The sequence below is a fragment of the Pelatocladus sp. BLCC-F211 genome, assembly GCF_041928655.1.
GTDB lineage: Bacteria > Cyanobacteriota > Cyanobacteriia > Cyanobacteriales > Nostocaceae > Pelatocladus.
Genome location: NZ_JBHFLM010000108.1, coordinates 1 through 26325 on the forward strand (window position 1 = coordinate 1; position 26325 = coordinate 26325).

Genomic DNA, 26325 nt, shown 5'->3' on the forward strand with positions numbered 1-26325 from the left:
GACGCTGTTTGGAGTTCTTCCCCAATCTTCCTGGGATATCTGCTCTAGCTGATTGGCGCACTTGTGTTCCATTCCACTTAATTTATCAGATTTTGAGCTTCATTTTTGGCTATCTCTCTTCTACCCCCTGAACGGTTACGATAATTTAAACTTGCGTTGCAGCGATCGCGGTAAATCTTCAAAAGCGATCGGAACAAAACCAAATTTATGATAAAAATTTGCTAGGCGCTGACCTAAACACTCCAAATATAGCGGTTGAGTCGCACTGTGGATTAAATGCTGAGTCAAAATACTCCCCAAGTTGCGATCGCGCCAGTTTTGCTTAACTACTAAACTACCAAGTTCTTGAGCGCCAGAAAAATTACGTAGTTGTCCACAAGCCACTATTTTTTGTTCACATTCAATTACCCAAAATTGTTGCCAAATTAATTGTGTCGGGTCAAGTTTTGCTGATAGCACCAACCACCGAATTGACCAGATATCAGCTGGAGTTGCTTGGCGGAGAATACAACCAGTTGGTAAAGATAAATTTTCTTTTTTCATGATTAAATTTGACACGAATCAAATTAAATTCGCATTATTTTTGTTACTAGTTAGCAATCAATTTTTAACTGCTCATTTTCATCAGTCATAAATGATTAATCATTAATTTTTGCTTAAACAATAAAAGTGTAAAACATTACAAATAAACAAAGACAAACAAATAATTCTTAGTAGAAGTTACTGTTTTTAATTTTTATAATCATAAAATCTTAGATTAACCATTCTGTTGACCTTTCACCCAAATCTAGAGGGATACTAACAGCTTTACCGAGTCGTGGACGTTCTCGTGTTTCTTGAATAAATTCTTGTACCTGTGCTGTCCCACCTAAGTAATTTAAATAGCTAGCAATACTTTCCAAATGTTCTTGGTACTCAGCCTCACTGAGGGGAAATGAAGCTTGTTCTAAATATTTCCACATTACTTGCAAAAATATTTTACCTTGAGTGCGGCGCAGTTGAACATCATAAGAGCGCCCCCACTTTTCTAGCAGCAGTTGACGTAATTGTTGTCCTGTCATGGTTATTCTCAATTATATTTTACATTTAGTTATGATGTTAAGTTCAGTTACTCAAGTATGATAAGAATATAAAGAAATGTAATGCTACAAAACAAGATGCTAGAAATATCTTGACAAGAAAACTGGCGTCTTTGTGGGCATGGGCATCAAAAAATAGACATGAGTTCCTGGATAATTAGAACTCAAGTCAAATTTGTTTACAAAATACACCTAGAACGCGTAGATTATGGCTCAATTTTCCGAATCAATGGACGTACCCGATATGGGGCGCCGTCAGTTCATGAATCTTCTGACTTTCGGAACTGTAACAGGAGTTGCCGCAGGGGTATTGTTTCCCGTTGTCAAGTATTTCATCCCACCTGCTAGTGGTGGTGCTGGCGGTGGTACAACAGCCAAAGATGAATTGGGTAACGATGTCAGTATCAGCAATTTTTTAGAAAGCCATAATGCGGGCGATCGCGTTCTGGTTCAGGGACTCAAAGGCGACCCCACCTATATTGTGGTAGAAAACAAAGAGGCGATCGCCGATTACGGAATTAATGCTGTTTGCACCCACTTGGGTTGTGTTGTACCTTGGAACGCTGCTGAAAACAAGTTCAAGTGTCCTTGTCACGGTTCTCAATATGATGCAACCGGTAAAGTAGTTCGCGGACCTGCACCACTTTCTTTGGCTTTGTCTCACGCTTCTACACAAGAGGATAAAATCGTCCTCACCCCTTGGACAGAAACTGACTTCCGTACAGGCGAAGAACCTTGGTGGAGCTAAAAGTCTTGTGAATTGTCCAAAGTCATTTGTCATTATCTAATGACCAATGACCAATAACCAATGACATATTTATTCAGAGAAACTAGTCCTTAAGAGATGAGAAAAGCCTTGAAAAGCGCGAGACTAACTCGTAGTGCTAGAGTAATTACCAAAACATTGCTCGTTGCGATCGCCTGCGTGACATTCTTCTTCAGCAGCGATCTAGTCCTTCCCCAATCAGCCGCCGCCTATCCATTTTGGGCGCAGCAAACCTATCCAGAAACACCCCGCGAACCGACGGGAAGGATTGTTTGTGCTAACTGTCACCTAGCGCAAAAGCCTGCGGAAGTAGAAATTCCCCAATCAGTTCTACCTGACACAGTATTTAAAGCGGTAGTAAAAATTCCTTACGACACGAGCGTTCAGCAAGTAGGCGCAGACGGTTCCAAAGTTGGTTTGAACGTCGGCGCTGTGTTGATGCTACCAGAAGGCTTCAAGATTGCTCCTGAGGATCGCATTCCTGAAGAATTAAAAGAAGAAGTAGGCGATGTTTACTTCCAGCCTTATAAAGATGGTCAGGACAACGTGCTTCTTGTCGGCCCCATCCCTGGCGAACAGTACCAAGAAATAGTCTTCCCAGTTCTTTCCCCTGACCCCACCAGCGACAAGAACATTCACTTCGGCAAATATGCAGTTCACTTAGGTGCTAACCGGGGACGCGGACAAGTTTACCCAACAGGCGAAAAGAGCAACAATACTGTTTACACAGCTTCTGCTGCTGGCACAATTACCAAAATTGCCAAAGAAGAAGATGAGTATGGTAGCGCTAAATATCAAGTCAGCATCCAAACTGACTCTGGCGAAACTGTTGTCGATACAATTCCTGCTGGCCCTGAGTTGATTGTCTCTGAAGGACAAACTCTCAAGAGTGGAGACGCTTTAACGAATAATCCCAACGTCGGCGGTTTTGGTCAAGACGATACAGAAATCGTACTGCAAGATCCCAACAGAGTGAAATGGATGATTGCATTTGTCTGCTTGGTAATGCTTGCTCAAGTTATGTTGGTTCTGAAGAAGAAACAAGTTGAGAAAGTCCAAGCGGCTGAAATGAATTTCTAAATTTTGATTGGAATTATCAAGTGAGGACAGGCAAGATGCCTGTCTTTTTTTATATTGAAATGCTATGTTATAATATTTATTATAATGAATAAAACTTACTTACATGGCTGATAAAATTTATCCCATAGCTCATGCCAAGATAGGTACTCAAGACGGATTTCGTCTACCCCGCGCCTTTTCCAAAGACTACCCTCATTTAGTTAATGCTTCTGGTTATATAGAAGTATTATCTGACAATACATTCTTAGTAAGATTGGATACGGAAGAGACAGAGAATACAGATGAAACTGAATCATTAATGTTGAGCTTATTTCTCGACTTTCTAATGAAAGATGCAATCAAAAATCCCTCAAAGCTTATCCCTTATACACAAGAAATGAGTGATGAAATTGATGATTTATTAGCAGACGTAGAGTTAGATTCATGAATTCATTCACTGGTCATGGATGGATAATCTTTTTTTACCCATTGTTTAATGAACAATGGGTAGAATTGTCAAATCGAGTTCGTATTTTAAAAACTAAGTTAACTAAAGAAGAATTTATTAAACATCCAGATGCCAAGTTATTAAAAGCATTAAATGTTGGTATTAAACAAAAAATACCTCAAGATCCTTTTGCTTCCTACTTTGTTTTACAAAAACCTTTACAAAAATATGGTTGTCTCAAAAAGATGGGACTACCTAAAAGATATAGATTGTTCTTTAGAGCATTTAAAGAACCAAAAATTATTATTATTCTTTGGTTAAAATTTCCACGTAAGGAAGGGGATAAGAAAGATTGTTATCAAGTTTTCTCTAAAAAAGTAACGAATGGAGAATTCCCTGAAAGTATTGATGAGTTGCTAGCTGAGTGTCAAAAAGAAGATTCTCAAGAAGAAAAAGAAAATACAGCCAATGATTAATAAAGATACTGCCGAACATTATATATGGGGCAATAACTGTCATGGTTGGCATTTAGTTAAGCAAACCGATTTAAGTGTGATTCAAGAACTTATGCTTCTAGGAACTGCGGAAGTTAAGCACTATCATCAGAAAGCACGACAGTTTTTCTTTATTTTATCCGGTGAAGCAACTATAGAAATAGCTGGAAAGCGACAAGTTTTGCACCAACATGAAGGTGTGGAAGTTCCGCCTGGTGTTCCCCATCAAATATTTAACGAATCACAGCAAGATTTGGAGTTTTTGGTGATTTCCCAACCTCCTAGTCATGGCGATCGCACTGTATATAAATAGACAAAATCAAGTTACTTGCTCATTATTAGTTTTATTTCTAAATAAATTTTAAATTTTTTGTTTTAAGGCTTTATTTCTAATCTCACATAATGATATACGATCGCCATAGACTACAAACACATTAACTCAGACCCCAGTGCAAACTGACAAAATCTTCTATAGTTTATTTCAAGCTTTCCCCAGTATATTTTTTGCCATCATTGGCAATACAACAGCCAATGTCGATGCTTATGAATTTGTCTCTATCGAACTTAAGGAAACAGCTTTTCGGATTGATGGTGTGTTTGTCCCGGTAATTGAAACTGCCACACAGCCAGTTTACTTTGTCGAAGTTCAGTTTCAACTAGATGCTACTTTTTACAGGCGCTTCTTCGCAGAAATATTTCTCTACCTCAAGCAAAATGCATCTGTGAATTTTTGGCGTGCGGTTGTGATCTATCCTAAACGGAGTGTAGAGCCTGAAGATCAACAAGCGTATCGATCGCTGCTTGATAGTTTGCAGGTCCAGTCTATTTATTTAGATGAGTTGGGTACAGCAGCAGAAAACTCTCTTCAAATTGCAATTGTCAAGCTAATTATAGAAAGGGAAGAGACAGCCGTTGAGCGTGGTAGAGAATTAATTTTACAAGCCAGACATGAACTAACGGATGAAGCTATCCAAAAGCAAATTGTAGAATTAATAGAGACCATCCTGTTGTACAAATTTACCCAGTTAAGTCGAGAGGAATTAGCAGCGATGTTGGGCATAGATGACGAATTCAAAAAGACAAGGATGTATCAATCAATAGCACAAGAAGCCAGACAGGAAGGTTTAGCAGAAGGTTTGGCAGAAGGTTTAGCAGAAGGTTTAGCAGAAGGTAAGCAGCAAGGCAAGCTGGAAGTTATACCCCGCTTGTTGGCTTTGGGGTTAAGTGTAGAACAAATAGCCCAGGCTCTAGATTTAACTGTAGAGCAAGTTCAACAAGCATCAGGTAATCAAAGCAAATAGCGATCGCTCCTTTTTCCTCTATAAATATAAGAAGCGATCGCCTTGTACCACCCAGCCTACATCTTACCTTTTTGCATTACTTCCTGAAGATGATGGCGGATCTCTTGTGCTGGCTCAATGTCAGACTGACACAATTTTTGGAACAACTTTACACAAGGCTGAAGTGTGGAATACCCGATCTTTTTTTCGGTATCCACACCATGACCTATTTGTTGAGATTCGGTTACATTTATTTACATAAAGACATAAAAGTTAAATAAAGAGCTAAAAACATATGATTAGTATTTTGATTGGATTATTCGTTGTTGGTTGGGTAGCAGCTTCCTTACTGGGTTCTATGGCTTATTTCTTGGGAGAACAAAGAAAGCCTATCCACGAACGTAACTGGCGCTCTGAATCTTTTGAAAAATTGGCTAAATCTATCACTGGTAAAGATATAGACTATAGCGATCGCACCCCTGCTTATGGGATGGATGCTTACGTCAGCAATACATTACCCAACTAAAGTGCAGACATTTGGGTTTCTTCAACATAAATTTGGTTGATTTGAGAGTATTTAGATATCCCCAGTTATTCAACTGGGGATTTTGTTTTTCAAAAGCCCAATAAAGCCCTAATAGTTTAAACCCGTTTCAACGGGTTAAGTTGACTAAGGGCTAGTTTTTAAAGTTTGAACCGTTAATACCTGGGGTGGTGTTGCGTCTGGTGGATAGAGGAAATCTACTTGTACTAATCTTTTGTCGCCCGGTTTCATATTTAATACTACTAAGGGTTCTCCAGACTGACCGCGCTTTTGTACCAAATGCACAAACTGTGTTTGCTGCTGACCTTGATCATCTTTGTAGCCTAAGCGGACTGTCCCACGGAAAAATACTTGTTGGGCTGGTGTACTCAAAAAGCGTAACCCTGGTTTGACTAACTGGTCTTCTTTTAGGGGTGTCTGCATAGATATAGTTACTTTTTGCTGTGTCTGGGTGTTGTTATGTAGTGGAAACTTCAGGTTGTATTGTATACCGTAATTTCCATGAGCTAGATAAGCTGTGTCAGGATAGCGGACTAACATGGGCGCACTTTGAATTTGCTCGGTTCCTAAAGTTCCACCAGGGACAGTACTTAATGCATAAGAATAAGCTTGACCCGGTTGAGGAATCGTCAGATATTTGGATTTAGCACCATCTGTAATAAAAGCCCGCCAAAAAGAACCGTTTGCTACGCCAGCGACACGTCCATAAACTGTAGGTTTGTCGGTTTTTTCTAAAGGAGTAGGGGTTTTATCTCGCGGCCCGGATAAGTTACCGTTATTGAGTAAATTTTCCCATTCTTCTAAATTAGGTGGGCGATCGCTACCATCAGGATTAGTTTTTGCAAACATCGCCAAACTAGCTGCGTAGACAGTTCCACTACTATGCAGACGAATCAAAGCAGATCGACCATTTAAAGGTGGAGTGAGTCCTTTGACTGGAATTGGTGCATTCAACAGCATCTGACTTTCCCCTGGTGGAATGACAATTTGGGGAGGGAAAATATCTTGGCGACGTCCACGTAAGACATCATTCATCACGCGATCGCCCGGGCCAGCAAAAACATTTCCTAAAAGATTTCGAGTTAAAGATGGTAATTCTACAAAAGGTGCATCTGGTTGACTTAAATAAGTTGCGCCTTGAAACACATTAATCTTTACTGCTTGTTTACCTGGGTTATGTAGGATTATCCCTAGATAAAGCGATCGCAAGTCATTTGGGGTAGGTGCTTCAGCGACATGATGGGCAAAAATATCAAATCTTCCCTTAAAAGGATAGTTGAGATGTGCGGCTGGTACTTTTTTCCCTTTATTAGGAAATGTAGACAAAAGAATTCCTTCTGTCATTACCTTTTCTGGACTATTGCTATTAAAGGTTGGTATTTTATCCAGTTTTCCTGGTAAAGGACGTACTTGTTGAGTTTGTACTATTTCTTCAGGTAGTGATGGTGGCAGAGGAGTTGTTTGAGCGAGAGGAATAATGAGTAAGATTGGTAACATATACCTAGATGAATTTTTCTACAAACAGACGCAAAAGATTTTATCAAAGTGCCACACTGTGAATAATTAATAAAAAATCAGCAAGTATTGATGGCAAATTTTCTGTAGTCAAAATAGAAACGTGGATAAATATGCAAGGAATTTTTCATTGGGACTATCGCAGGTCATCTAGTACTGAATAATTTAGACCTTCAACAGACAAATTTGTCGCAGTCATGGCTAATCTCAAAATTCCCTGTCTTGACTACCAATTGCTTTAAATTCACCGTTGTTGACAACACAGTTTGACCAAAACCAGTGTTGGATTCCACACTTAATTGCGTCTGCTTTTGGGTCATGCCACAGCAGATAATCCCATCTGGCCATAGTTCTGCGATTTTTTCCAGTACTTGAGTCTTGGCTAGTTGCACATCCACAGGCAACAATCGCACCCAAGTTAAATCATGAGATATCGAATCAAGTTTAGCTAGTCAAATCAATCAATCATGATCAGAATTTAATTGTTGATCAGGTAGCCAAGTTGCAAAATAAATTAATAGCAACCTTCTCGTCATTACGAATATTATTTAAAATAGAATTACCCTCCATAATAAATTGACAGGGAGCAAGTTAATGGCGGTTATAGCAGTCGTGGACTATGACATGGGGAATTTGCACTCAGTCTGCAAAGGTTTAGAAAAAGCTGGGGCAACTCCGAAAGTTACAGATTCAGCAAAGGAATTAGAAAGAGCAGATGCGATAGTATTACCGGGAGTGGGTGCATTTGACCCGGCAGTACAACATTTAAGATCGCGGAATTTAGAAGCACCCATCAAGGCAGCGATCGCATCTGGCAAACCCTTTTTAGGTATTTGTTTGGGACTACAAATTTTGTTTGAGTCCAGTGAAGAAGGCTGTGAACCAGGACTAGGAATTATTAAAGGAAAAGTGCGACGCTTCCGTCCAGAAGCAGGAATTACTATTCCCCACATGGGTTGGAATCAACTCGAATTGACTCAACCAAAATGTCTTTTATGGGAATATTTAGCGCCTCAACCCTGGGTATATTTTGTCCATTCTTATTATGTTGACCCCGCCGAACCTCAAGTCCGTGCTGCTAATGTCACTCATGGTAGTCAAACTATCACTGCTGCTATTGCCTATGAAAACTTAATGGCAGTCCAGTTTCACCCAGAAAAATCTTCTAATATCGGATTGCAAATTCTGTCTAATTTTGTTGCTCAAGTCCGCGATCGCGAAGAAATTGCTGCTTAAAATCAAGTTAATTTTTGTAAATATATCCCATCACTTCACCTGTTTTATCCTCTCCACCATTCCTGATCAGAATGATGGAAAAATTTTGCCATAAATGTGGTGGATTGTTATTTAATGGAACAGGAATTAGTTAATATTTTACCTGAACCACTTTTTGTGATCATACAGTTAGAGCGAAAGTGAGTTTGTACTGAAGTCTGCGTTAATATTGACCCCTAACTCATGGCTCTGAGAATTTACGGAAGTCGTCCGTTAAAAACATTACCAGGTAAAGATACCAGACCCACAAGCGCGCGGGTCAGAGAAGCTATATTTAATATTTGGCAGGGAACGATTGAAGGATGTCGCTGGCTAGATTTGTGTGCTGGTACAGGTTCGATGGGTGCAGAAGCATTGTGTAGAGGTGCAACAAGTGCGATCGCGATCGAACAATCCAGCCGTGCCTGTGCAATTATCCAACAAAACTGGCAACAAGTAGCGAAAGATCAACAAGAGTGGAAAGTGCTGCGCGGTGATGTAGTGCAGTGGTTACCAAAACTAGCTGGACAACAGTTTAATAGAATTTATTTCGATCCGCCTTATGCTAGTCAAGTTTACCAGCCAGTACTAGAGGCGATCGCATCTTACCAATTATTAGATTCTGATGGGGAAATAGCAGTCGAACACAGTCCCCAAAATACAGCACCAATAATTCCCGGTTTAGAAATTTACCGTCAAAAAATTTATGGTAACACGGCTGTTACTTTTTACACAACACAGGAAAAGGGAGACAAGGAGGACATGGAGAATCAGGAGGACACGGGGACATGGGGAATTTAGAAAAATACTCTCCGCGTCACCACGTCTCCCATTCCCCACGTCTCCTTAATAAAAATTAACCTCCCAACTCGTTGGGGCGTTTGTATTGCTTATAAGCAGCGTAGAACAGTCCACTTAGAGTTACGAAGATTAGACCCAGAACAATACCGTCTAGCAGGGGTTCAACCACTTGATATCTCCTTGTTGCAGTTGTTAAAGATTTATTTCCTGTTCCCAATCTTACCAAATTTGGCATCAATCCCATGTCTGAACATGGTTTTAGGCAACAAAAGAATATAGAAAAATAGATGTTGTGCTTGCAAATACAATCAAAGAAATTTTAAGCTATGTGTATGAAATGAAAATTTTTTGTACACCTAAACTTTGACAGCAAAAAATTTGGATAACCAAATTACCCAACCTAAAAATATCATTCAGCGAATCGCCTTGATGGCTCTGGCGATTTTGCTAGCGCTTCTCTTGGGGATTTTTGCTGTTCGCATAGTCAGAGCTTCCGATCCCTATGTCAAGACAGTTCTATCCCTGACAGGTGATCCAGTACAGGGACATGCCATCTTTCAAATCAACTGTGCCGGTTGTCATGGTTTGGAAGCAGACGGTCGAGTCGGCCCTAGTCTACAAGGAGTCTCTAAACACAAATCCCCCTATGGTCTAATTCATCAAGTCATCAGTGGTGAAACTCCTCCTATGCCAAAATTCCAGCCTAGTACTAAAGAAATGGCAGACCTGCTTAGTTACTTGGAAACACTTTAAGTAGAACGGCGTAAATAATTAAAGGTTTGTAGTAAGGACTTTAGTCCTTATTTGAGGACTAAAGTCCTTACTACGAACTAGATTCCAATAATTTTACAATTAACAATTAACAAATGACAATTGAAGTAGACTACTGCTTTCCTGCCGGTGTAGACCCTCACAAACAAGCCAAAGTAATCGCCGTTGGACAAACAGTCGGAACTTGGGATGCGCGTTTTGCTCATAGAGAAGCAGCTTTGCGATCGCACCTCGCAGAAGTAGTCTCAGTCCAAGCCGAAACCCAAACAGGTCACAGTATCGCTACTATCCGTTTTCCAGAAGTTAATGTGGAAAACGATATATCTAGCTTGTTGACGATGATCTTTGGTAAATATTCAATGGCTGGTGCGGCGAAAGTTATTGCGGTGCGTCTCCCAGAAACTTATGGTCAGTCTCCGAAAGTTGGGATTACAGGTATCCGTAAACGGTTGGGAGTATTTGATCGCCCCTTAATTATGGCTATATTTAAACCAGCCTTGGGGCTTTGCGCCTCAGACCACGCTGCAATTTTGGCAGAGGTAGCCCATGCTGGTCTAGATATTATCAAAGATGATGAAATTTTGGGGGATTTAGATATTGCCCCCACCCTAGAACGCCTCAAAGCTTGTCGCCAAGTTATAGAAGAAGTCAAGCAAAAAACTGGACGCACAGTATTGTATGCAACCAACGTTACAGGTACGGCAGATAAATTAATAGAGAAAGCACGTCTTTTGGTACAAGAAGGCGCGAATGCACTCTTGTTAAATGTCCTTACCTATGGCTTTTCCGTATTATCTACTCTAGCTAGTGATCCTGAAATCAACGTCCCCATCTTCGCCCATCCAGCATTCGCGGGGGCAATGTGCGCCGCTCCCGATTATGGTATGACATACTCGGTAGTATTGGGAACTCTCATGGCTTATGCTGGTGCTGACGCTGTTCTCTATCCAGCCCACTACGGCAGTTTACCTTTTGATCCAGCAGAGGAAGCCCAAATTAGAGATATCTTGCGTAGTCGTGGAGTCTTCCCTGTTCCCTCTGCTGGTATTCATCCAGGTATTGTTCCCAAAGCCTTAGCAGATTATGGTCAAGATGTAATTCTCAACGCTGGTACTGGCATTATGGATCATCCTGACGGTGCGGCTGCGGGTGTGCAGGCGTTTTTTGAGGCGTTAGAACGTGTTGCACAAGGTCAATCTTTTGCACCAGAAAGTTTACCACTGGGTTCACTGCGTCGGGCTGTGGAAAAGTGGGGTTTTCACCTTTAGTCTGAATTTTTAGATAGCGATCGCTACTTATTACCGATCCCAAGCGTTAAATTTAAACTATATACCATTAAAGCTTGTTGGTAAGTGTATATGACGCAAGAATTAATAGACCTAAAAAATAGTATCCTGGAAGGAAGATACGCAGATGCTTTGGTGATTGTTGATGAATTAGAAGGCATGAGTAAACAGGCAAATCTGCGTCAGATTAAATCATTTTTAAGGATTCTATTAATTCATTTGATTAAAAATCAATTAGAGCAGCGATTAACAAATTCTTGGGCTGCTTCTATTCGCAATGCCATACGTGAAATTAAAGCAGTGAATATCAAAGATAATAAAAAATCTTACTATATTAATCAAGATGAATGGGAAACGTTCATAGAAGAAGAAGTAATTGAAGATGCTATAGCTGATGCAAGTCTAGAAGTTTTGAATGGAAAATATACTCGCTCTCAACTCTCAGCTATTCTAGATAGAAAGCAGATTTTAACTACAGCAACTAAGTTTATAGCTTTGACATATACCTATTCGGCAAAAGAATTACCAGCGATTATGGATGATTATCTCGCTCAATTAACTAGTGGGGAAGATTGGATAAATAGGAAAAGTGAATAAAAATCATATTTATTCTGAGAGGTTTGTAGTAAGCAATTTAGTGCTTAAATCTAAAATAATTTAGAGGACTAAAGTCCTGACTACGAACTTATAATAGTAATTTTAAGTTTGAGATGGTTGTTTGACATTCCTCTTCATTTCTTGCCATCTTTGTTGCAGTCTGTGTATATCAGGAGCATGACCACCGTAACGCCAGCTAACATAAGCTTGAGAGATTTCGTCTATTACCTCAGCCGTTGCCGTTGCATGATGCTGGTATAAGATTTTTGCATACTCTAGCGGCGTTTGGGATGGATGTTTAACTAAACCTTGTTGACTTGTCCAGCGCAACATTTGCTGATACAGACGTTCCATTGGTGGTAATTTCTTCAAAGCCGAGTCATAGCGCCACTCTCGCCATCTATCCCAGCCTAACCAACTTAAGAAAGCTGCTGCTGTCGCAAAGATTAAGCCAGTTAAAATACCCAGCCATCCTTGGAAAAATAATGAGACAAACCAAGAAAAAGATTTACTTACCCAGGCAAATATAGCCCCAAACACATAATTCAGCAAACCTGTGACAGGAGAGGGTAGCCAACCTGCAACCCAATTCCAAAATTGGCGCAAAGTGTTAAAAGTCTGATCATCTTCTACTGAAGGAGGAATCAGAGGGTGTTTAGGAATGGGATCAAAAGCAAACCAGCCATATTTGGGAAAATACACCTCTGTCATTGCATAAGCATCAGTGTTGCGGACAATATACATTCCTGTAAAGGGATTAAATTCTCCTGGTGCAAATCCTGCTACCAGCCGCGCCGGAATCCCAATGGAACGTAGCATTACCGTTAAGACTGTAGAGAAATGGTCTGGATAGCCGCCTTGATGTTTGAATAAAAAAGCTTCTACTAGGTCTTCGTTTTCATTCAAATAAGGTAAATCGAGGGGATTTTCAGGAATTTGATAGTTTTGTTTAAGATACTGCGCTAAGTAAAGAGCTTTTTCGTAGTTAGAATCTAGTGATTTATTTGACTTACCTACACGTTGACGGTTGTAGTTGGCGAGGATTTTTTCGGTAATTTTACGTACTTTTGTGGCAGTTTCCGGTGGGATTTGTAAGTAGTAGTCTTTAATACTCTGTGGATATTGGCTGGAAGTTTTGCCTAACAAAGTCCGATCGCGATAGGGAACTTCTGAGATGACTGTGTAGGTCATACCTTCTGATAATTCCACAGGCGATCGCAACCCGTCTTCTTGATCCACAGCCAGCATCGGTGTCGGGAAATAAATCTCTTTGGGAAATGCCATCGCTGGAATCAGGTTTGGCAAATCGGATACTATTGTGTAAGTCTGGATAATTTCTTTCGTTTGAGCCGCATTGACTGGTGGATCAAGAAAAATTTGGTAAGACCAAGGCGATCGCTGCAAGCGTTTTACCTCGTCATTGCGGGAAACCTCCCAGCCTTTACCTGTGTAGCGATCAAAGGCTAGCACTCGCCATAAACCTTCGGCTTGCGATCGCACCCGCATCACTACTTTGGGTGTCATTTCTCCGCGCAAGTTTTGGTTAATCTGGCTATTAAAACCATAATAAAAGCTATTATCTACTTTCCCCGGTTGACCAGTTTGGCTGTTGTCAGTACCAGCGTTACCATTACCTTGATTGTTAGTATTACCTTGGCGGACATAGCCAGGATTAATAATATTACGCCCTGTAAATTCGCCTCTGGTCTCAATTGGCGAACTCACCGGAAACATCCGCAACTGATAACCAGGTAGGCGGGGTAAAAAGGCAAAGATGATCAGCCCTAACCCGACAATCATCACGAAATTAAAAATTAAAAATTTTAAATCAAAAACAGAGGAATTCCCCTGTATAGAGGAATTCCTCAAAGATTGTCTATTCTGAATATTTAATTGCTCCAAGCCAAGTCGGGAACGATAATCTACTACTAAAGTAGGCAGGGCGATCGCTAAAAACAAAAGTAATACTGGTGCAAACGCTAGAGTTTGACTCAGCGTTGCTCCTACACCCAGCAAAATCAATCCAATCAGAATTGAGTAACCCAAGTCTTTGCGACGGGGGACATCAAAGCAATGCAGCACCTGAAGTTGGATTAATAATTCTGCTAAAGCTAGTCGTGTATCATTCAACTCTCCCACCACTCGCCCTAAGAAAGCACCTAGTGCTACTAACATTCCTATGGCAATACAAAATTTAACTGGGATATTGCGATCGCAGCGACGGTAATAACTCCAAATTGAACCCAAAATCGATAACGGTACTGCCCAAAAACTAGACCAAGTTTCAGCCGCAATATCCGTTGCCACAACACCCACAATTACCAACGCTAGCACCAGCACCCGCAAGGTAATTGAATCTTCTACTTCTGCTGTTACAGGCGACTGGAGCATTTTTTGCCGCCAGTCATCACCTAAAGGTAGACGCCAAAGCCAATTCATCCTGGAAAAGTTAAACATTTAGAGTTAAAAAGCAGCAGACGAGTATATTAAGTAAAGCGATAATAGTAGACGCTACTGACGCAAAACGAGCGAGGTCAACTATAACCTCTCTCGTATTCCAACTCTCCTCACTGTAGCTGCCTGTAGACGCCCTAATAACCGCTTTTTCAAAAATGCGAACGTTTTCAAAACCAGGATGATATTCATTTCATAACAAAAGGCTTTTATCAAGTTTCAGTGCTAGCGATCGCCAAATATTTAGTTATTTTGTGGGAATAATCACAAACAACAAAGGCTGCTGTTCTATTTCTTTCAAATCAACCATTAAGGTATAAGCCTCATTTAGCTGAGTACAGCATAATTCAACACTCAAGCATCCAGGACTTGAAGACTCTGCTTTTGCTTGGGAACCATTACCTTGAAGTTTGACTACCCCTTTCGAGGGTAAATCTCCTCGAATCACTAATTTCGGCACTGGGCCATGAGATTGATATTCTACTTTTAGATTGAGAACACCTACACTCGTCAGCCATTGCCTTTCTAAGACTGGGTTTGTAATTGAAATTGGCAAAGTCAAACTTTCTAACACTTGTTGAGCCGCCAGCAACGACACCAGCATCTGTTGCTGTGGTTGCAAATCTGAATAATCACTATCCAGATTAGGCATCGGATTTAGGGTATCTCCATATCGGAGGTTGGCTCTTAGCTGGATTGTCCCTGCTAAGTCGTTCAATACTTGAGATTCGTCAGGGAAAAAGCTCTCCACTGCTTGGACTAATTTTGCTCCTAACGGCAGAGAAGATGTAATAAGTGCTTGACATCTATCAAGCAATTGCCGGAAAATGGTCTCCGGCAGAAGCGTCGGTAAGTTCAGTTTAGACTGGTGTGCCACCCAACCCCAGGAAGGAACCAGTTGGGTTACTGGTTCGCCTATATACTCTGGATAATCCAGTATCTGTGTTTCCCAAGGAAATAGCGGAGGGTGATCTTCAACTTCGACTTTTAACCGACGTTTAAGTACGGCTTGGAAACGTTCTTGCACAGTTGGAATTTCTCCCAATAAATATATATGGGGCTTCCATCCCTCTTGTTCTCCACTGGTAAATTCGGTGGTTGCTGGCAGAGGGTTTTCTGCCCCGTTGGTGTCCTTACATATAACTTGCTTATACTCTCTGGAACCGACAGGATATGTCAATAACCGAGAGAGTAAATGTTTTTGTAAGGTTTCTGAGTCACTATTCATGAGTAGAAGCACTTGATCCGGACACTAAGGAGTTACGAATCTCCCAAGCTTGTTCAAGAATTTGAAACCAGCGCTTCTGAAGTTGTGCCATGGATAAACCCAAAGTTTTAGCTATTTTTTCATCAGTTTGTCCCTGTTGCTTCAGTTCTAATAAAGAACGCTGCTTTTCGTCAAGCTTTTCAGTATAAGCTTGCCATTGTTGAGGAGTTAAGCCCAAGTTGGTTCGCAAATCAGCTTCTAACCACTCGTGAACCAACTCCCAACGATGCAACAAAGCGAACCGAATTAAATGATACTTGAAACGTTGCTGTAAGTAATCCCTCTGACGAGGGGTTAAGCCCAAAATTGACTCAATTTCTTGTGCGGATAAGTCTTGCAGACGCAGAGCAAAGTAATCAGCACAATCAGTTTGTTGGCGTTCTTCTAAATAATTCATTAATTCCGTAACCACAACCGATCGCAAAGTATCTTCTTGGGGTTCTGGTTCGGTTTGTGTAGCCATTGCACTTCGCAGTTGTTGTACTGCTGGGTCTTCCCAAGAACCATCGGCTTCACCACTCCCTTCTGCCGCTTGTTCTATATCTACACAAGTTTCTGGAGGCTGTTGCTGCGAGAAAGTTTGCGCCCGTAGGATAATCAACTGTTGCTGACGTCCTGGTAAGGGAATCCGTCGTTTGCCGTAGCGTTCGGTAAATGCCATGTACTCTGCTAATTCCAGCAGTGTGCGCGGTCGGTAAGTGGTTTCTAATTGATTTTCCCGTCGGAAAGCGTTTAAAGCCTCCAAGTAAAAACTTTGCAGAAAATCTTCAATGACAGTTAGTCGCCCTTGATAACTCAATTGCCTTTGTGGCGGATTGATGTAGCGGTAGATGATCGCACTCAAGGTACTGTGTAATTCCACCCTGCCGCGATTTGAACCCAATTGGTAATATCTTAAGCACTGTTGCAGGCGATGCTTGGCTAGGGTCATTGCCGAATTTTCTACGGAACCGGATGCTTGGATACGTTTACTTTCGCTGCATATCCGGTAGACCTCGGCAGCAATTCGCATTGCTACGTCACGGCAATTCTGGTCGCAAGCTTTAGTTGACTGCTGAAGTTCTTGGAAAAGGAATGGAAATATCGCCTCCACGCCGATAGAAAATTCTCCCTGAATAGTTGTGGTTGCGGCTAATTTCATAAGTTTCGTGTCTAAAATGACCCTAACAAACTTGTTGACAACCTGTATGACTGCGGGTATTGGAGGGGTTTTACGTATAAGCTAAACGCAAGGCAGTTTTGCCTTGAGGATGCGGCTGATTTTATGATTCCCAATTTTTGTTTGATTGTTTGCACAGCCCTTGAAGTTATAGCCAATACCGATAAGCCGTTTACAGGTAATTATGGACTTAAAAGCACAAATTCAATCGCTAATTGACAATGCACCCCAAGATGGTATAACACCCAAACTGGTCGCAGCAATTGCCCCCGCCCTGAGTGCGATCGCTCAGAAGTTACGCCATCCCCAATACCACATTCTTCAGAACCTGGATCAGCAATGGGTCTTAACTACATTAAGCAACCGTGGAAATCCACAAGAAGAAAAGCAGGTAATTTATGCTTTTCCTACCTTACAGGATATTCCCACATCTTATAGTGCTGGGCTTGACCCTCAAGTAATAGCTGCCCCCATACCTGTCACCCATATATTGTTTCAGCTACTGGCGCTAGAACCCGTAGATAGTATAGTATTTTTTGACACGGCTGAGAGCAATATAAATGGAATTGAAGTCAGGCGAAGCGATTTGCAGCATTTAGTCCAACAACAACTACAAAAAAATCGCCCCCCTTTCAAGGGCGAAGTACCAACAGATATTGCTTGAGGAATTGGGGAGCGGGGATTGGGAAGGGGGACAAGGGGAGCCACTGCGCCCTTGCGGGTTAAGAGCGTTGTAGCACGTGGCGTGGACAAGGAGGACACGGGAGAATTATTTAACAAGTCTCTTCCCAATCCCCGTTGCCCCTTATCCCCAGAGGGGACCCCACTTTCCCCAATCCCCGATCCCTAATAAAGCCGACTTAACACGTAATCAGCTATTTGGATCAACGCCTGACGTGATTCTGAGGGCAGAAGCACACCCAGTTGTGTTGCTGCCAACTTAGCATGGTGAGCGGCTAAATCCCTTGCTCGTTGGATACCTTGGCTATCATAAATCAGTGCTAATGCTTGCTCTAAATCGCCTTCTTGAGCAAACTCTCGTTCAATCAGTACTTCCAGGTAAGGTTTTTCTTCCAAGGCAAATAACACTGGTGCAGTCAAATTACCACTTTTAAGATCAGAGCCAGCTGGCTTACCCAAAGTATCTATCGAACTGGTGAAGTCTAAAATATCATCGACAATCTGAAAAGCTAGACCGAGATTGCTACCATACTCATACAAACATTCGGCAGTTTCTTTGGATACTTCACTGATTACGCCTGCGGCTTTGGAGCTGTTGGCAATGATTGAAGCACTTTTGTAATAACTTTTTTTCAGGTAAGTCTCTATCGAAATACTTGTATCAAAGTGGTTTAATGCCTGCTGTGTCTCCCCGACGGCGTAATCCATAATCACCTCTGACAGCAGTTTTACGACCTCCAAATTGTCCAGATTGGCTAAATACCAGGAAGCTTGGGCAAAGAAAAAATCACCTGCTAATACGGCAACTTTGTTACCTAACAAACTATGGACGGTGGATACCCCACGTCGCATTTCCGATTCGTCTATCACATCGTCGTGTACCAAACTTGCTGTATGAATCAATTCCGTGATTTCCGCTAGACGACGGTGACGTGGTGTAATATCTTGATCAACCATCGTGGCCCGCGATACCAGTAGAACAATCGCTGGTCTGATACGTTTTCCCCCAGCTCCGAATAGGTGTTCGGCTGCTGCATAGAGGATGGGATGACGATTCCCAACTAGTTGTTTGAGGTTATCTGCCAGTATTTGCAGGTCTGCTTCCACAGGGGAAAATAGGGAGGTAGCTGGGGTCATGGATTGGCGGACTTTGGCTTAGGTTACGAAAGTTTACATATCCTATACTCATTTTAAGATAACCCAGAATTAGCGCAAACTTTTCCTCACAAAGTTCCTTATTTTGTGGGCAATCAAATAAAATATACTTGTACTATTTTCAGCAAAATCAACATTTTCTTGATATAATTAATACAAAATATTTTGCGTCTAATTCGAGTAGATGTCGCAAATACCCGATAGTTTCATCAAAAATTAATCTTTTTTCGATATAACCTCTGAGTAAACGTGGCAACAACCACAAAGCACATCTGGATTTTTACAGATAAACTATTACACAAAGATTATTTCTTAGACAAAGAAAATTTTCTGAAACCTCTTTTAGTCTAGTTTAGAAAAATTTTGGTTTAGCACAAAACTCGCCTGAAAAATTAGGGCTATTGTGTTACGCTAAAATCTAGGGATTTTAAATTTTTCCAGATGTTCACCGCAGAAGCGTAAATAGCCTCTAGGTAATTTTACTTAGCTGCCGTGACCATACATGAATAATCGCAGGTCAAGCCAAAAATGTGATTTTTGTGTTGTATCCTGTGGTGTGCTAACCTCCACGTTGGGAGCTGTGGATTTCCTTTAGAGGAAACGGAGTGTTTACACATCCTCGACGCTGTTTGTGTGTCGGCGTCGCTCCTAGCAATTAAAAGGTAAGCGTTAACATAGCAGACTGGGTAGACTGCTGAAGCAGCAGCTGATTTTCTATTAGATTATTTAGCTGCTGTATTAGGCGTGGTCTGCAAGAAAATCGTACAAAACCCATCAATTAGCCCGGAAGGACGAAAGTTCTCCCGCTAATTTCGTATGTGATATCAAAGCCATCAAGAATTTGTGTGGCTTAATTCCTGCTAATTTTACTCAACCTATATTTCTTTGGCAAAGGCACTGGTAGAAAAATGATTTACGGGAAGATGCCTATGATGATCTTTATACTAGCTTCTGGATACTTGTTCACCATTTACCTGTTATTAGCCCTGGCAAAGCGAACAGGAAATAAAGCAATCTCTAATGATGTTTCTTCAAGTAAGAAGGGAAATCATACACAAGAAGTATCCGTAACATCAAATGTTACTGAAGTCAGTAGTGTACGTTAGTCAAGGGTCAATAGTCAAGAGTCAAGAGCCACTAGCAAAATACTTTTGACTATGGACAAATGACAAATGACTATTGACCAACAACTAATGACTAATTACTAGATACCGCGCTTTCAGAGAAACATACAACCTCAGCCATGGGAGTAAAACCTAACCACGGCGTAGAGGATTCTGCAAATTGTTGTGGACAACCACTGACAACGAAGCGGGTTGGCAAAGCTGGATGAGTATTTTTCAGGCCTAGTAGGTCTAACTCTTTGGCACAAGCAGCAACTACATGCACAGCTGGATCAATAAACTGCACAGAAGTTGAAAGGAGCGATCGCAATACTGGTGCTAGGTGAGGATAATGGGTACAGCCATAAACAAGACTATCTATTTGCTGCTGCACTAAAGGCTCCAAATAAGAACGTGCCACTTCAACTGTGTAGGGGTCGTTGATGCGATTTTGCTCAATTAACGGCACAAACTCCGGGCAGCCAACCTGCCAAACCTGGACATCGGGATTTATTTCGATAATAGCACGCTTATAGGCATTGCTCTTAGCTGTTGCAGGAGTAGCAATTACACCTATGCGTTTCCCTTGTTGTACCGCAGCCCTTGCCCCTGGTAGAATCAGCCCCAGAATCGGCATAGGAAATTCCTCGCGTACCATCTCTAGCGCTAGGGCAGAACTGGTATTGCAGGCCATAATCACCATTTTCACCTGTTGCTGCTGCATCCAGGTGAGTATTTCTCGGACAAACTGGAGAATTTCTGATTGGGAGCGAATCCCATACGGAAGTCGAGCGGTATCGCCAAAATAAATGATTGATTCATTTGGCAGTTGGCGATAGAGTTGTCGCAGTACCGTCAGTCCACCCACACCACTATCAAAGATACCAATAGGCGCGCGTTGGGGTTCTTGGGAGAAGTCGTATAAGTTGCCTTGAAACTGAAAAGATGAAATCACAGGCAGATTTTGATATCAATATTGCGATATTAAAGATACAGGATTTATGGGGGCTAATGGTTAGTGTTCAAACAATTTTGGATTTTAAACCTCATCCATCTTGAAAACAGGAGTTTTATGAGAAAACATCTGAAACCAGTCCTAGCTTGACAAGTAGTTTGATAAACCGAGATAGCGCTGTCGCGCATGGCTTCGCTAAGGCGCGTCTCTACATTTGTGCCGACTTACTTAACTACTAACTATTTAGCCATTTTTACTACATTTCTATTTTGATTTTAAGTATCTAAGTATACCATTAGCTATAGCTTCTGCCATACGATTTTGATATTCACGGTTTCCTAGTCTGGGGTTGTCTTCCCGACCAGTCATATAACCAGTTTCCACTAGAATTGAAGGCATAGAACTTTTTCTAAGGACATAAAATCTGGCTTTGCGCGTTCCTCTGTCATTCAGGGTAGAAATATTTTGCAGGATGGTTTTGCGGACGACTTCTGCAAAATTGTAGCCGCTGTCATAATAATAAACTTCCAGTCCATTCACATCTGGACGCTTATCGACGGAATTAGCATGAACACTGACAAACAGGGTAGCATTAGCACGCTCTGCGATATCTACTCTTCCCTGTAACTCTACAAAGAAGTCCGCATCCCGCGTTAGCACTGTTTGAATGCCATTTTGCTCTAAAATAGCCGCTATTCTTTTACCAATCGGTAGAACAACATCTTTTTCTAATAATCCACCTAGTCCAGGCGCACCAGAATCTTTACCACCATGTCCAGGGTCTATGACTACTATTACTTTTCCTCTGGGAGTGGGACGTGACGCAGGTGATTGTACAACAGTATCAGGATTTTTAGCACTGGGTACTGGTAATGGTTGTGGATTTGCTTGTGGTAGGGGAGGTAAGACAACAGAAGTACGATTTCGTTGTAGCTCTACAAAGACAAATCGATCACCAATTTGATTAACTGGCCCAATTTGCACGCCTGAAGCCGGCTGGACGTAAACCACAACAGTATTAGGATCTTGCTGTTGCAAGCGCACCCGAAGAATAGGACTATTTGCATCCATTACCGGCCCCTTGACAGGTGTAGACAGCTTTGCATTGGGAATGGTGATGCGGAACAATCCGGAGGATCTATCCCAACCACCACTAGCAGTTAAATTGCGATCGCTTTTAATAATTAACTGTCTACCAGTCGCACTTAGTTCCACAGCTTGAATTGTTGCCACATCAGTGCTGGGAATGGCGGAAGAACTAGAATTGTTAGCTAAACTATCAGAAGGTAATTTAGATACCCCACCATTAGGTAATAGTACTAGACCACCAATAGCACTACTGCTGGCTCGCCAATCAGTACTGCTTTGATTCACCAGCATTGTTATGCGGACTGTGGGTGGTGTTGTTTCCAGTTGAGTGAATTGGATGCTGTTAACACCGTATCTATTTACACTTGCATTTCGCTGTAATAAATTTGGTGATAAAGTGGCGCCAGCAACATCAATATCAATAGTGCTTTTGTCTGGGCTACGATTTACTTGCACTTGGGGGCGACTACCACTAGTGCGAACAAAAAATCCATCTCCTGTTACTCTCCAGCTTTCTATTTGAGTTGTGCCAGTATTTGCACTGATAAGGGTTTTTTTATTGATATAAGTATTAGAAGTATTAGAAGTATTAAGAGTATTGGAAGTATTAGGAGTATTAGAAATATTAGGTGTCACCACACTATAGATATTTCTGGGAGTCGTAGCAACTTCCTGTCGTTGAGGCTGTGGTAATTGTACCTGCCAGCGACTAGCCGTAACCCCTTCAAACTTTACCTGTTGGGGGTCAAGAGTATAACCTGGATTCAGTTCGACTACTACCCGTGTCGTTTGGGGGTCAAGCTGACCGATACGGACGGCACGAATTGCACCACCAACTGACTGGACAAGCTGTGGACGCCCAAATTTGACACCGGGTAAATCAATCACCAACCGTGTAGGATTAAAGACTAGTTGGGCAGTGGGCTGTACAGCACCATCAGTATTAATTTCTAATCGATTTTGATTGGCATCAAAACGCCAAGATTGTAAGTTCGCTGCTTTTACAGGCGACGATAACAGGCAGATACTTAAAAAAGTAGTAGGTATCAACCAGTGGTGTAGTTTCACAATTTTTTCTCCTGATTGGCTATTTATGGGAGACGTAATTTGTCAAGTATTAACTAATCCTCAAATCCTCACACCGTTATCGCCCAAGTATTAGCTTATACATTAAATGTATTGATTTGTACTTTATAGACAAAGATACTTTACTTTATAAAGTTACAGCTAATGGCGTCAAATTCTAGCAATTTATACATTGATTGTGTAAGTAAAACTGGCAAATACCATAGTTTAATTGCTGAAAAAATGTTGTAGCTTCAGCATAAATACGGTAATCATAAAAGTCATCATTAAAGAATATTTTGATGAGTTACTTGCGCTGAAGATACTGGAGAATACCACGGGCGATCGCCTCTGCCATCTGATTGCGGTAAGATGCACTTCTTAACTTAGCCATATCTTGGCGACCAGTCATATAACCTGTTTCTACTAAAATTGAGGGCATAGAACTTTTCCGCAGAACATAAAATCTAGCCTTTCGTACTCCTCTGTCTCTGACGTTTACACTTTGCAAAATGCTCCTGTGGACAATTCGTGCCAAACTTAAACCAGTATCGTAATAATACGTCTCCAAGCCGCTGACATCCGGACGACCTGCACCTGCTGAATTAGCGTGAATACTGACAAATACATCCGCATCAACATTTTCAGCCATTTTTACTCTACCTGGAAGAGTGACAAAGTAGTCAGAACTCCGCGTTAATACAACTTGCACGCCATTTTGTTGCAAAACCTCTGCTATTTTTTTGCTAATAGGTAGAATAATATCCTTTTCTCTTGCTCCACCAATACCAACTGCTCCGGAATCTTTACCACCATGTCCTGGGTCTATAAGCACTACCACTCTTCCCTTGACGCGACGTGACGGCGTGGGTTGGGGTAGATTTGTAATTGGAATTTCTGATAAAGGTTGGGGGTTTGGTCGTGGTAAAGGAGGTAAAGCAACGCTTGGTGTAAGTCGAGTTGATGAGCGTCGTAAATCTAGAGCTAAAAGTCGGCGACTTGGTTTGTTGAGTTCGCCAATTTGTACTCCGGCTGCGGGCTGAACTAAGATTACAACAGTACGAGGGTCTTGCTGTTGTAGGCGTACTCGTAAAATTGGGCTAGTAGCATTTAATTCTGGCCCTTTTACCCTAGAACCCAAGCGAGCATTGGGAATAGTGATGCGGAAAAGTGAAGAGGATCTATCCCAGCCAGCATTACCAGATAAAGACTGATCGGCTTTAATGATTAGTTGGGTGTTATTACCAGCCAATTCTACAGATTCAATTGTAGCTGGCTCATTATCATTATCATTATCAGAATTACGAGACTCAGAATTACGAGACTCAAAGTTAAGGGATAGTGGTGGTTTTTGTTGATTGCCAAAAGAAATACTAGTATTATTACCCCTGGGCAGTTTACTAATGATTGCATTGGGTAAAATTACCACACCGTTGGCGCCACTCACAGTTGCTCGCCAATCGGGGCTATTTCTATTCACCCGCATTGTCAAGCGGACTGTGGGTGGCGTGGTTTCTAGTTCCAAGAGTTGGATATTGCTGACACCGTAGCGATTAATTGGTAAATTGCGCTGTTCCAGATTCGGTGAGATAGTAGCGCCAAAGATATCCATGTAAATATTAGTGCGATCGCGACTACGTTTTACCTTCACCTCTGGATTTGCACCACTGGTACGAACAAAAAAGCCATCTCCTGTGACGCGTAAACTTTCAATTTGAGTCGCACCTGCTGTGGTTTTAGCTACCGTCTCCCTATTATTGGATGAGGTACGAGGTTCTGTTTTGACCACACTGTAAATATTTCTGTTCGGCGAGGTAGCAATTTCCTCCCGTTTTGGCTTGGGTAATTGTACCCGCCAACGATTGGCGCTAATACCCTCAAATTTCACCTTCTGGGGGTCGAGGGTATAACCAGGAGTCAGTTCGATCACCACTCTTGTGGTTTGGGGGTCAAATTGACCAATGCGGACAGTACGAATCGCTCCACCTACCGACTGAACAAGCTGTGGACGTCCAAATTTAATCCCAGGTAAATCAATTACTAATCGTGTGGGATTGAAAACAAGTTGGGCTGTGGGTTGTACAGCACTATCAGTGTTGATTTCTAACCGATTGTGATCACTATCAAAGCGCCAAGATTCTAGATTCGCTGCATCAGCAGGCGACAACAATAAAACAGAGGAGATACTTAAGACGGTACTAGGTATCAACCAGTGTAGTTTCACAGTGCTTTCTCCTGAGTTGCATTTATGAGAGACAATTAGGGATTACCAAATAAGAAATTATCCAATTGCAGGGGGTAAGGGGGACAAGGGGAGCCACTGCGCCCTTGCGGGTTAAGAGCGTTGTAGCACGTGGCGTGGACAAGGGAGACAAGGGAGACAATGGGGACTAGGGGGAATAAATGTTATTAGGTGCAGGAGTTGGATAATTTATTTTTTGGAGTTCACTTACTGAATAATCTTCAGCTTTGATAAGTCAGTTAAGTAGCAAACTGCTGGTTAGATGGTCTGATAAGTTGGTAAGACGGAGAAATTACTTTTCCCAGATGTTTCAATAGTTGGCATTTCATGTATAATTTTGCTCACTTATTTCATTTCATTTGTCATAGTTGGTATTACTGCTAAAACATGTTGCTGCTCAGATGATTTTGGACTTAGATAAAGTGGCAAATAATGGCGTAACATCTTAGCATGTTACCTAATTTTGACGCGCCTTTATGGCAGTAAATTTTCATCTACAAAGCACCAAATTAAATCAGCACAATAAAGGGATAAGTTTAACAATAGCAGTCAATCCCAACTATATACACTTGTGTTGCACAAAGATTTTTTGAATTTTTCGGTTTTTGGTAATTGAGCCACCTTCCTTAATAAGGTAGCCAAATGTAGAGACGCGATTGATAACGTTTACACAAAAGCCAAAAGTCTTGTCTATCTGGGTATTCCTTCTTATGTTATTTGAGAGGTTGATTGTTTTGCTCATTACCAGCAACCAAAAATCAGCCTTTCTAAATTGATGGCTCAAGACTATTAAGTGATGCTTTTGTCCTTCGTACAACACCAAATGCCTCAAATGATTTATTGATAAATGATAATCTCACAATTTATGTAACTTAAATATATGCCTATTCAGTAATTAAGAAAAGCTCCTAAAAATCATAACCAGAAATGACGGATAGTGCAGCATAGAAGTTTCCTATCTTCATGAAAACTTCTAAATATTTGCAACAGTTACAGTTATCAGTTCTCAGTTATTAATACTGTTCACTGATAACTGTTCACTGATTTAGGTTTATTCAATCAGTTTACTTGCAGGCTCCTGCAATAAAGTCTGATGTCTGAAAAAGGAAATTGAGTATTAAAACCTCGTCCATCTTGAAAAGAGGAGTTTTTCAAAAAGGACATTATGTAGGTTGGGTGGAACGGAGTGTAACCCAACATTAACCAGACTATAATGTTGGGTTTCGCTGTCGCTACACCCAACCTACAAACCTTTAGTTTT

The 26325-nt window shown here is 41.3% G+C and carries 25 protein-coding genes; 13 read left to right on the forward strand and 12 right to left on the reverse strand.

Features of this window, described 5'->3' with window-relative positions; genetic code table 11:
- Positions 1–135: 135 nt before the first annotated feature.
- Together ACE1AT_RS13070 and ACE1AT_RS13075 are read right to left on the reverse strand one after the other, a co-directional pair.
- Positions 136–543 carry a GNAT family N-acetyltransferase gene (locus ACE1AT_RS13070; protein WP_374868923.1) on the reverse strand — a complete coding sequence of 136 codons (408 nt, stop codon included), beginning with the start codon at positions 541–543 and terminating at the stop codon, positions 136–138.
- Between the two features lie 209 nt (positions 544–752).
- Positions 753–1061: a DUF3067 family protein gene (locus tag ACE1AT_RS13075; protein WP_374868925.1), complete on the reverse strand. Its 309-nt coding sequence runs from the start codon at positions 1059–1061 to the stop codon at positions 753–755.
- A 226-nt stretch (positions 1062–1287) separates the two neighbouring features.
- Here ACE1AT_RS13075 and petC point away from each other — a divergent pair, with 226 nt between their 5' ends.
- The 7 genes from petC (at position 1288) to ACE1AT_RS13110 (ending at position 5652) form a co-directional block, all read left to right on the forward strand.
- A complete protein-coding gene (gene petC, locus ACE1AT_RS13080; RefSeq protein WP_374868927.1) occupies positions 1288–1827 on the forward strand; it encodes a cytochrome b6-f complex iron-sulfur subunit in 540 nt (179 codons plus the stop codon).
- Positions 1828–1923: 96 nt separating this feature from the next.
- Entirely contained in the window at positions 1924–2925 is a 1002-nt protein-coding gene (gene petA, locus ACE1AT_RS13085) for a cytochrome f (RefSeq protein WP_374868929.1), read from the forward strand.
- Positions 2926–3028: 103 nt separating this feature from the next.
- A complete protein-coding gene (locus ACE1AT_RS13090) occupies positions 3029–3352 on the forward strand; it encodes a hypothetical protein (protein ID WP_374868931.1) in 324 nt (107 codons plus the stop codon).
- Positions 3349–3828 (forward strand): type II toxin-antitoxin system YhaV family toxin, encoded by a 480-nt coding sequence (locus ACE1AT_RS13095; RefSeq protein WP_374868933.1) that lies wholly within the window; start codon positions 3349–3351, stop codon positions 3826–3828. The genes ACE1AT_RS13090 and ACE1AT_RS13095 overlap by 4 nt, the downstream gene beginning before the upstream one ends.
- Positions 3821–4159 carry a cupin domain-containing protein gene (locus ACE1AT_RS13100; RefSeq protein ID WP_374868935.1) on the forward strand — a complete coding sequence of 113 codons (339 nt, stop codon included), beginning with the start codon at positions 3821–3823 and terminating at the stop codon, positions 4157–4159. Before ACE1AT_RS13095 ends, ACE1AT_RS13100 begins: the two co-directional genes overlap by 8 nt.
- Before the next feature lie 136 nt (positions 4160–4295).
- Positions 4296–5147 (forward strand): Rpn family recombination-promoting nuclease/putative transposase, encoded by an 852-nt coding sequence (locus tag ACE1AT_RS13105; RefSeq protein ID WP_374868937.1) that lies wholly within the window; start codon positions 4296–4298, stop codon positions 5145–5147.
- Positions 5148–5421: 274 nt separating this feature from the next.
- Positions 5422–5652: a photosystem II protein, Psb35-related gene (locus ACE1AT_RS13110; protein WP_017311339.1), complete on the forward strand. Its 231-nt coding sequence runs from the start codon at positions 5422–5424 to the stop codon at positions 5650–5652.
- A gap of 144 nt (positions 5653–5796) precedes the next feature.
- Here ACE1AT_RS13110 and ACE1AT_RS13115 read toward each other — a convergent pair whose 3' ends face one another.
- Complete coding sequence (locus tag ACE1AT_RS13115) at positions 5797–7167, reverse strand: DUF3370 domain-containing protein (protein WP_374868939.1); 1371 nt, start codon at positions 7165–7167, stop codon at positions 5797–5799.
- A 191-nt stretch (positions 7168–7358) separates the two neighbouring features.
- Positions 7359–7598 (reverse strand): hypothetical protein, encoded by a 240-nt coding sequence (locus ACE1AT_RS13120; protein WP_374868941.1) that lies wholly within the window; start codon positions 7596–7598, stop codon positions 7359–7361.
- Between the two features lie 181 nt (positions 7599–7779).
- Here ACE1AT_RS13120 and hisH point away from each other — a divergent pair, with 181 nt between their 5' ends.
- Both hisH and rsmD read left to right on the forward strand, forming a co-directional pair.
- Complete coding sequence (hisH, locus tag ACE1AT_RS13125) at positions 7780–8421, forward strand: imidazole glycerol phosphate synthase subunit HisH (protein ID WP_374868943.1); 642 nt, start codon at positions 7780–7782, stop codon at positions 8419–8421.
- A gap of 222 nt (positions 8422–8643) precedes the next feature.
- Complete coding sequence (rsmD, locus tag ACE1AT_RS13130) at positions 8644–9240, forward strand: 16S rRNA (guanine(966)-N(2))-methyltransferase RsmD (protein ID WP_374868945.1); 597 nt, start codon at positions 8644–8646, stop codon at positions 9238–9240.
- Between the two features lie 55 nt (positions 9241–9295).
- Here the strand turns inward: rsmD and petG are convergent, their stop codons facing one another.
- On the reverse strand, positions 9296–9409 hold the full coding sequence (gene petG / locus ACE1AT_RS13135) for a cytochrome b6-f complex subunit V (protein WP_063746217.1): 114 nt from the start codon (positions 9407–9409) through the stop codon (positions 9296–9298).
- A 209-nt stretch (positions 9410–9618) separates the two neighbouring features.
- Between petG and ACE1AT_RS13140 the strand changes: the two genes are divergently transcribed.
- The 3 genes from ACE1AT_RS13140 to ACE1AT_RS13150 all read left to right on the forward strand — a co-directional run bounded on the left by ACE1AT_RS13140 (position 9619) and on the right by ACE1AT_RS13150 (position 11894).
- Complete coding sequence (locus ACE1AT_RS13140; RefSeq protein ID WP_096678330.1) at positions 9619–9993, forward strand: cytochrome c; 375 nt, start codon at positions 9619–9621, stop codon at positions 9991–9993.
- A gap of 113 nt (positions 9994–10106) precedes the next feature.
- Positions 10107–11279 (forward strand): RuBisCO large subunit C-terminal-like domain-containing protein, encoded by a 1173-nt coding sequence (locus ACE1AT_RS13145; protein ID WP_374868948.1) that lies wholly within the window; start codon positions 10107–10109, stop codon positions 11277–11279.
- Positions 11280–11369: 90 nt separating this feature from the next.
- Complete coding sequence (locus ACE1AT_RS13150) at positions 11370–11894, forward strand: DUF29 family protein (RefSeq protein ID WP_374868950.1); 525 nt, start codon at positions 11370–11372, stop codon at positions 11892–11894.
- Positions 11895–11996: 102 nt separating this feature from the next.
- Here the strand turns inward: ACE1AT_RS13150 and ACE1AT_RS13155 are convergent, their stop codons facing one another.
- From ACE1AT_RS13155 to hetZ, 3 genes are all read right to left on the reverse strand, one after another.
- On the reverse strand, positions 11997–14333 hold the full coding sequence (locus ACE1AT_RS13155) for a DUF3488 and DUF4129 domain-containing transglutaminase family protein (RefSeq protein WP_374868952.1): 2337 nt from the start codon (positions 14331–14333) through the stop codon (positions 11997–11999).
- Between the two features lie 262 nt (positions 14334–14595).
- Complete coding sequence (locus ACE1AT_RS13160) at positions 14596–15576, reverse strand: PatU (protein ID WP_374868954.1); 981 nt, start codon at positions 15574–15576, stop codon at positions 14596–14598.
- Entirely contained in the window at positions 15569–16756 is a 1188-nt protein-coding gene (gene hetZ / locus ACE1AT_RS13165; protein ID WP_374868956.1) for a heterocyst differentiation protein HetZ, read from the reverse strand. Before hetZ ends, ACE1AT_RS13160 begins: the two co-directional genes overlap by 8 nt.
- 202 nt (positions 16757–16958) lie before the next feature.
- Between hetZ and ACE1AT_RS13170 the strand changes: the two genes are divergently transcribed.
- The gene (locus tag ACE1AT_RS13170) at positions 16959–17438 is read left to right on the forward strand and encodes a hypothetical protein (RefSeq protein ID WP_374868958.1); all 480 of its coding nucleotides are present in this window, start codon (positions 16959–16961) and stop codon (positions 17436–17438) included.
- Positions 17439–17620: 182 nt separating this feature from the next.
- Here ACE1AT_RS13170 and sds read toward each other — a convergent pair whose 3' ends face one another.
- The 4 genes from sds to ACE1AT_RS13190 form a co-directional block, all read right to left on the reverse strand.
- Complete coding sequence (sds, locus tag ACE1AT_RS13175) at positions 17621–18592, reverse strand: solanesyl diphosphate synthase (protein WP_374868960.1); 972 nt, start codon at positions 18590–18592, stop codon at positions 17621–17623.
- A 1215-nt stretch (positions 18593–19807) separates the two neighbouring features.
- The gene (gene murI / locus ACE1AT_RS13180) at positions 19808–20668 is read right to left on the reverse strand and encodes a glutamate racemase (protein WP_374868962.1); all 861 of its coding nucleotides are present in this window, start codon (positions 20666–20668) and stop codon (positions 19808–19810) included.
- A gap of 264 nt (positions 20669–20932) precedes the next feature.
- A complete protein-coding gene (locus tag ACE1AT_RS13185; protein ID WP_374868964.1) occupies positions 20933–22825 on the reverse strand; it encodes an N-acetylmuramoyl-L-alanine amidase in 1893 nt (630 codons plus the stop codon).
- 304 nt (positions 22826–23129) lie between these two features.
- On the reverse strand, positions 23130–25046 hold the full coding sequence (locus tag ACE1AT_RS13190) for an N-acetylmuramoyl-L-alanine amidase (RefSeq protein WP_374868966.1): 1917 nt from the start codon (positions 25044–25046) through the stop codon (positions 23130–23132).
- Positions 25047–26325 lie beyond the last annotated feature (1279 nt).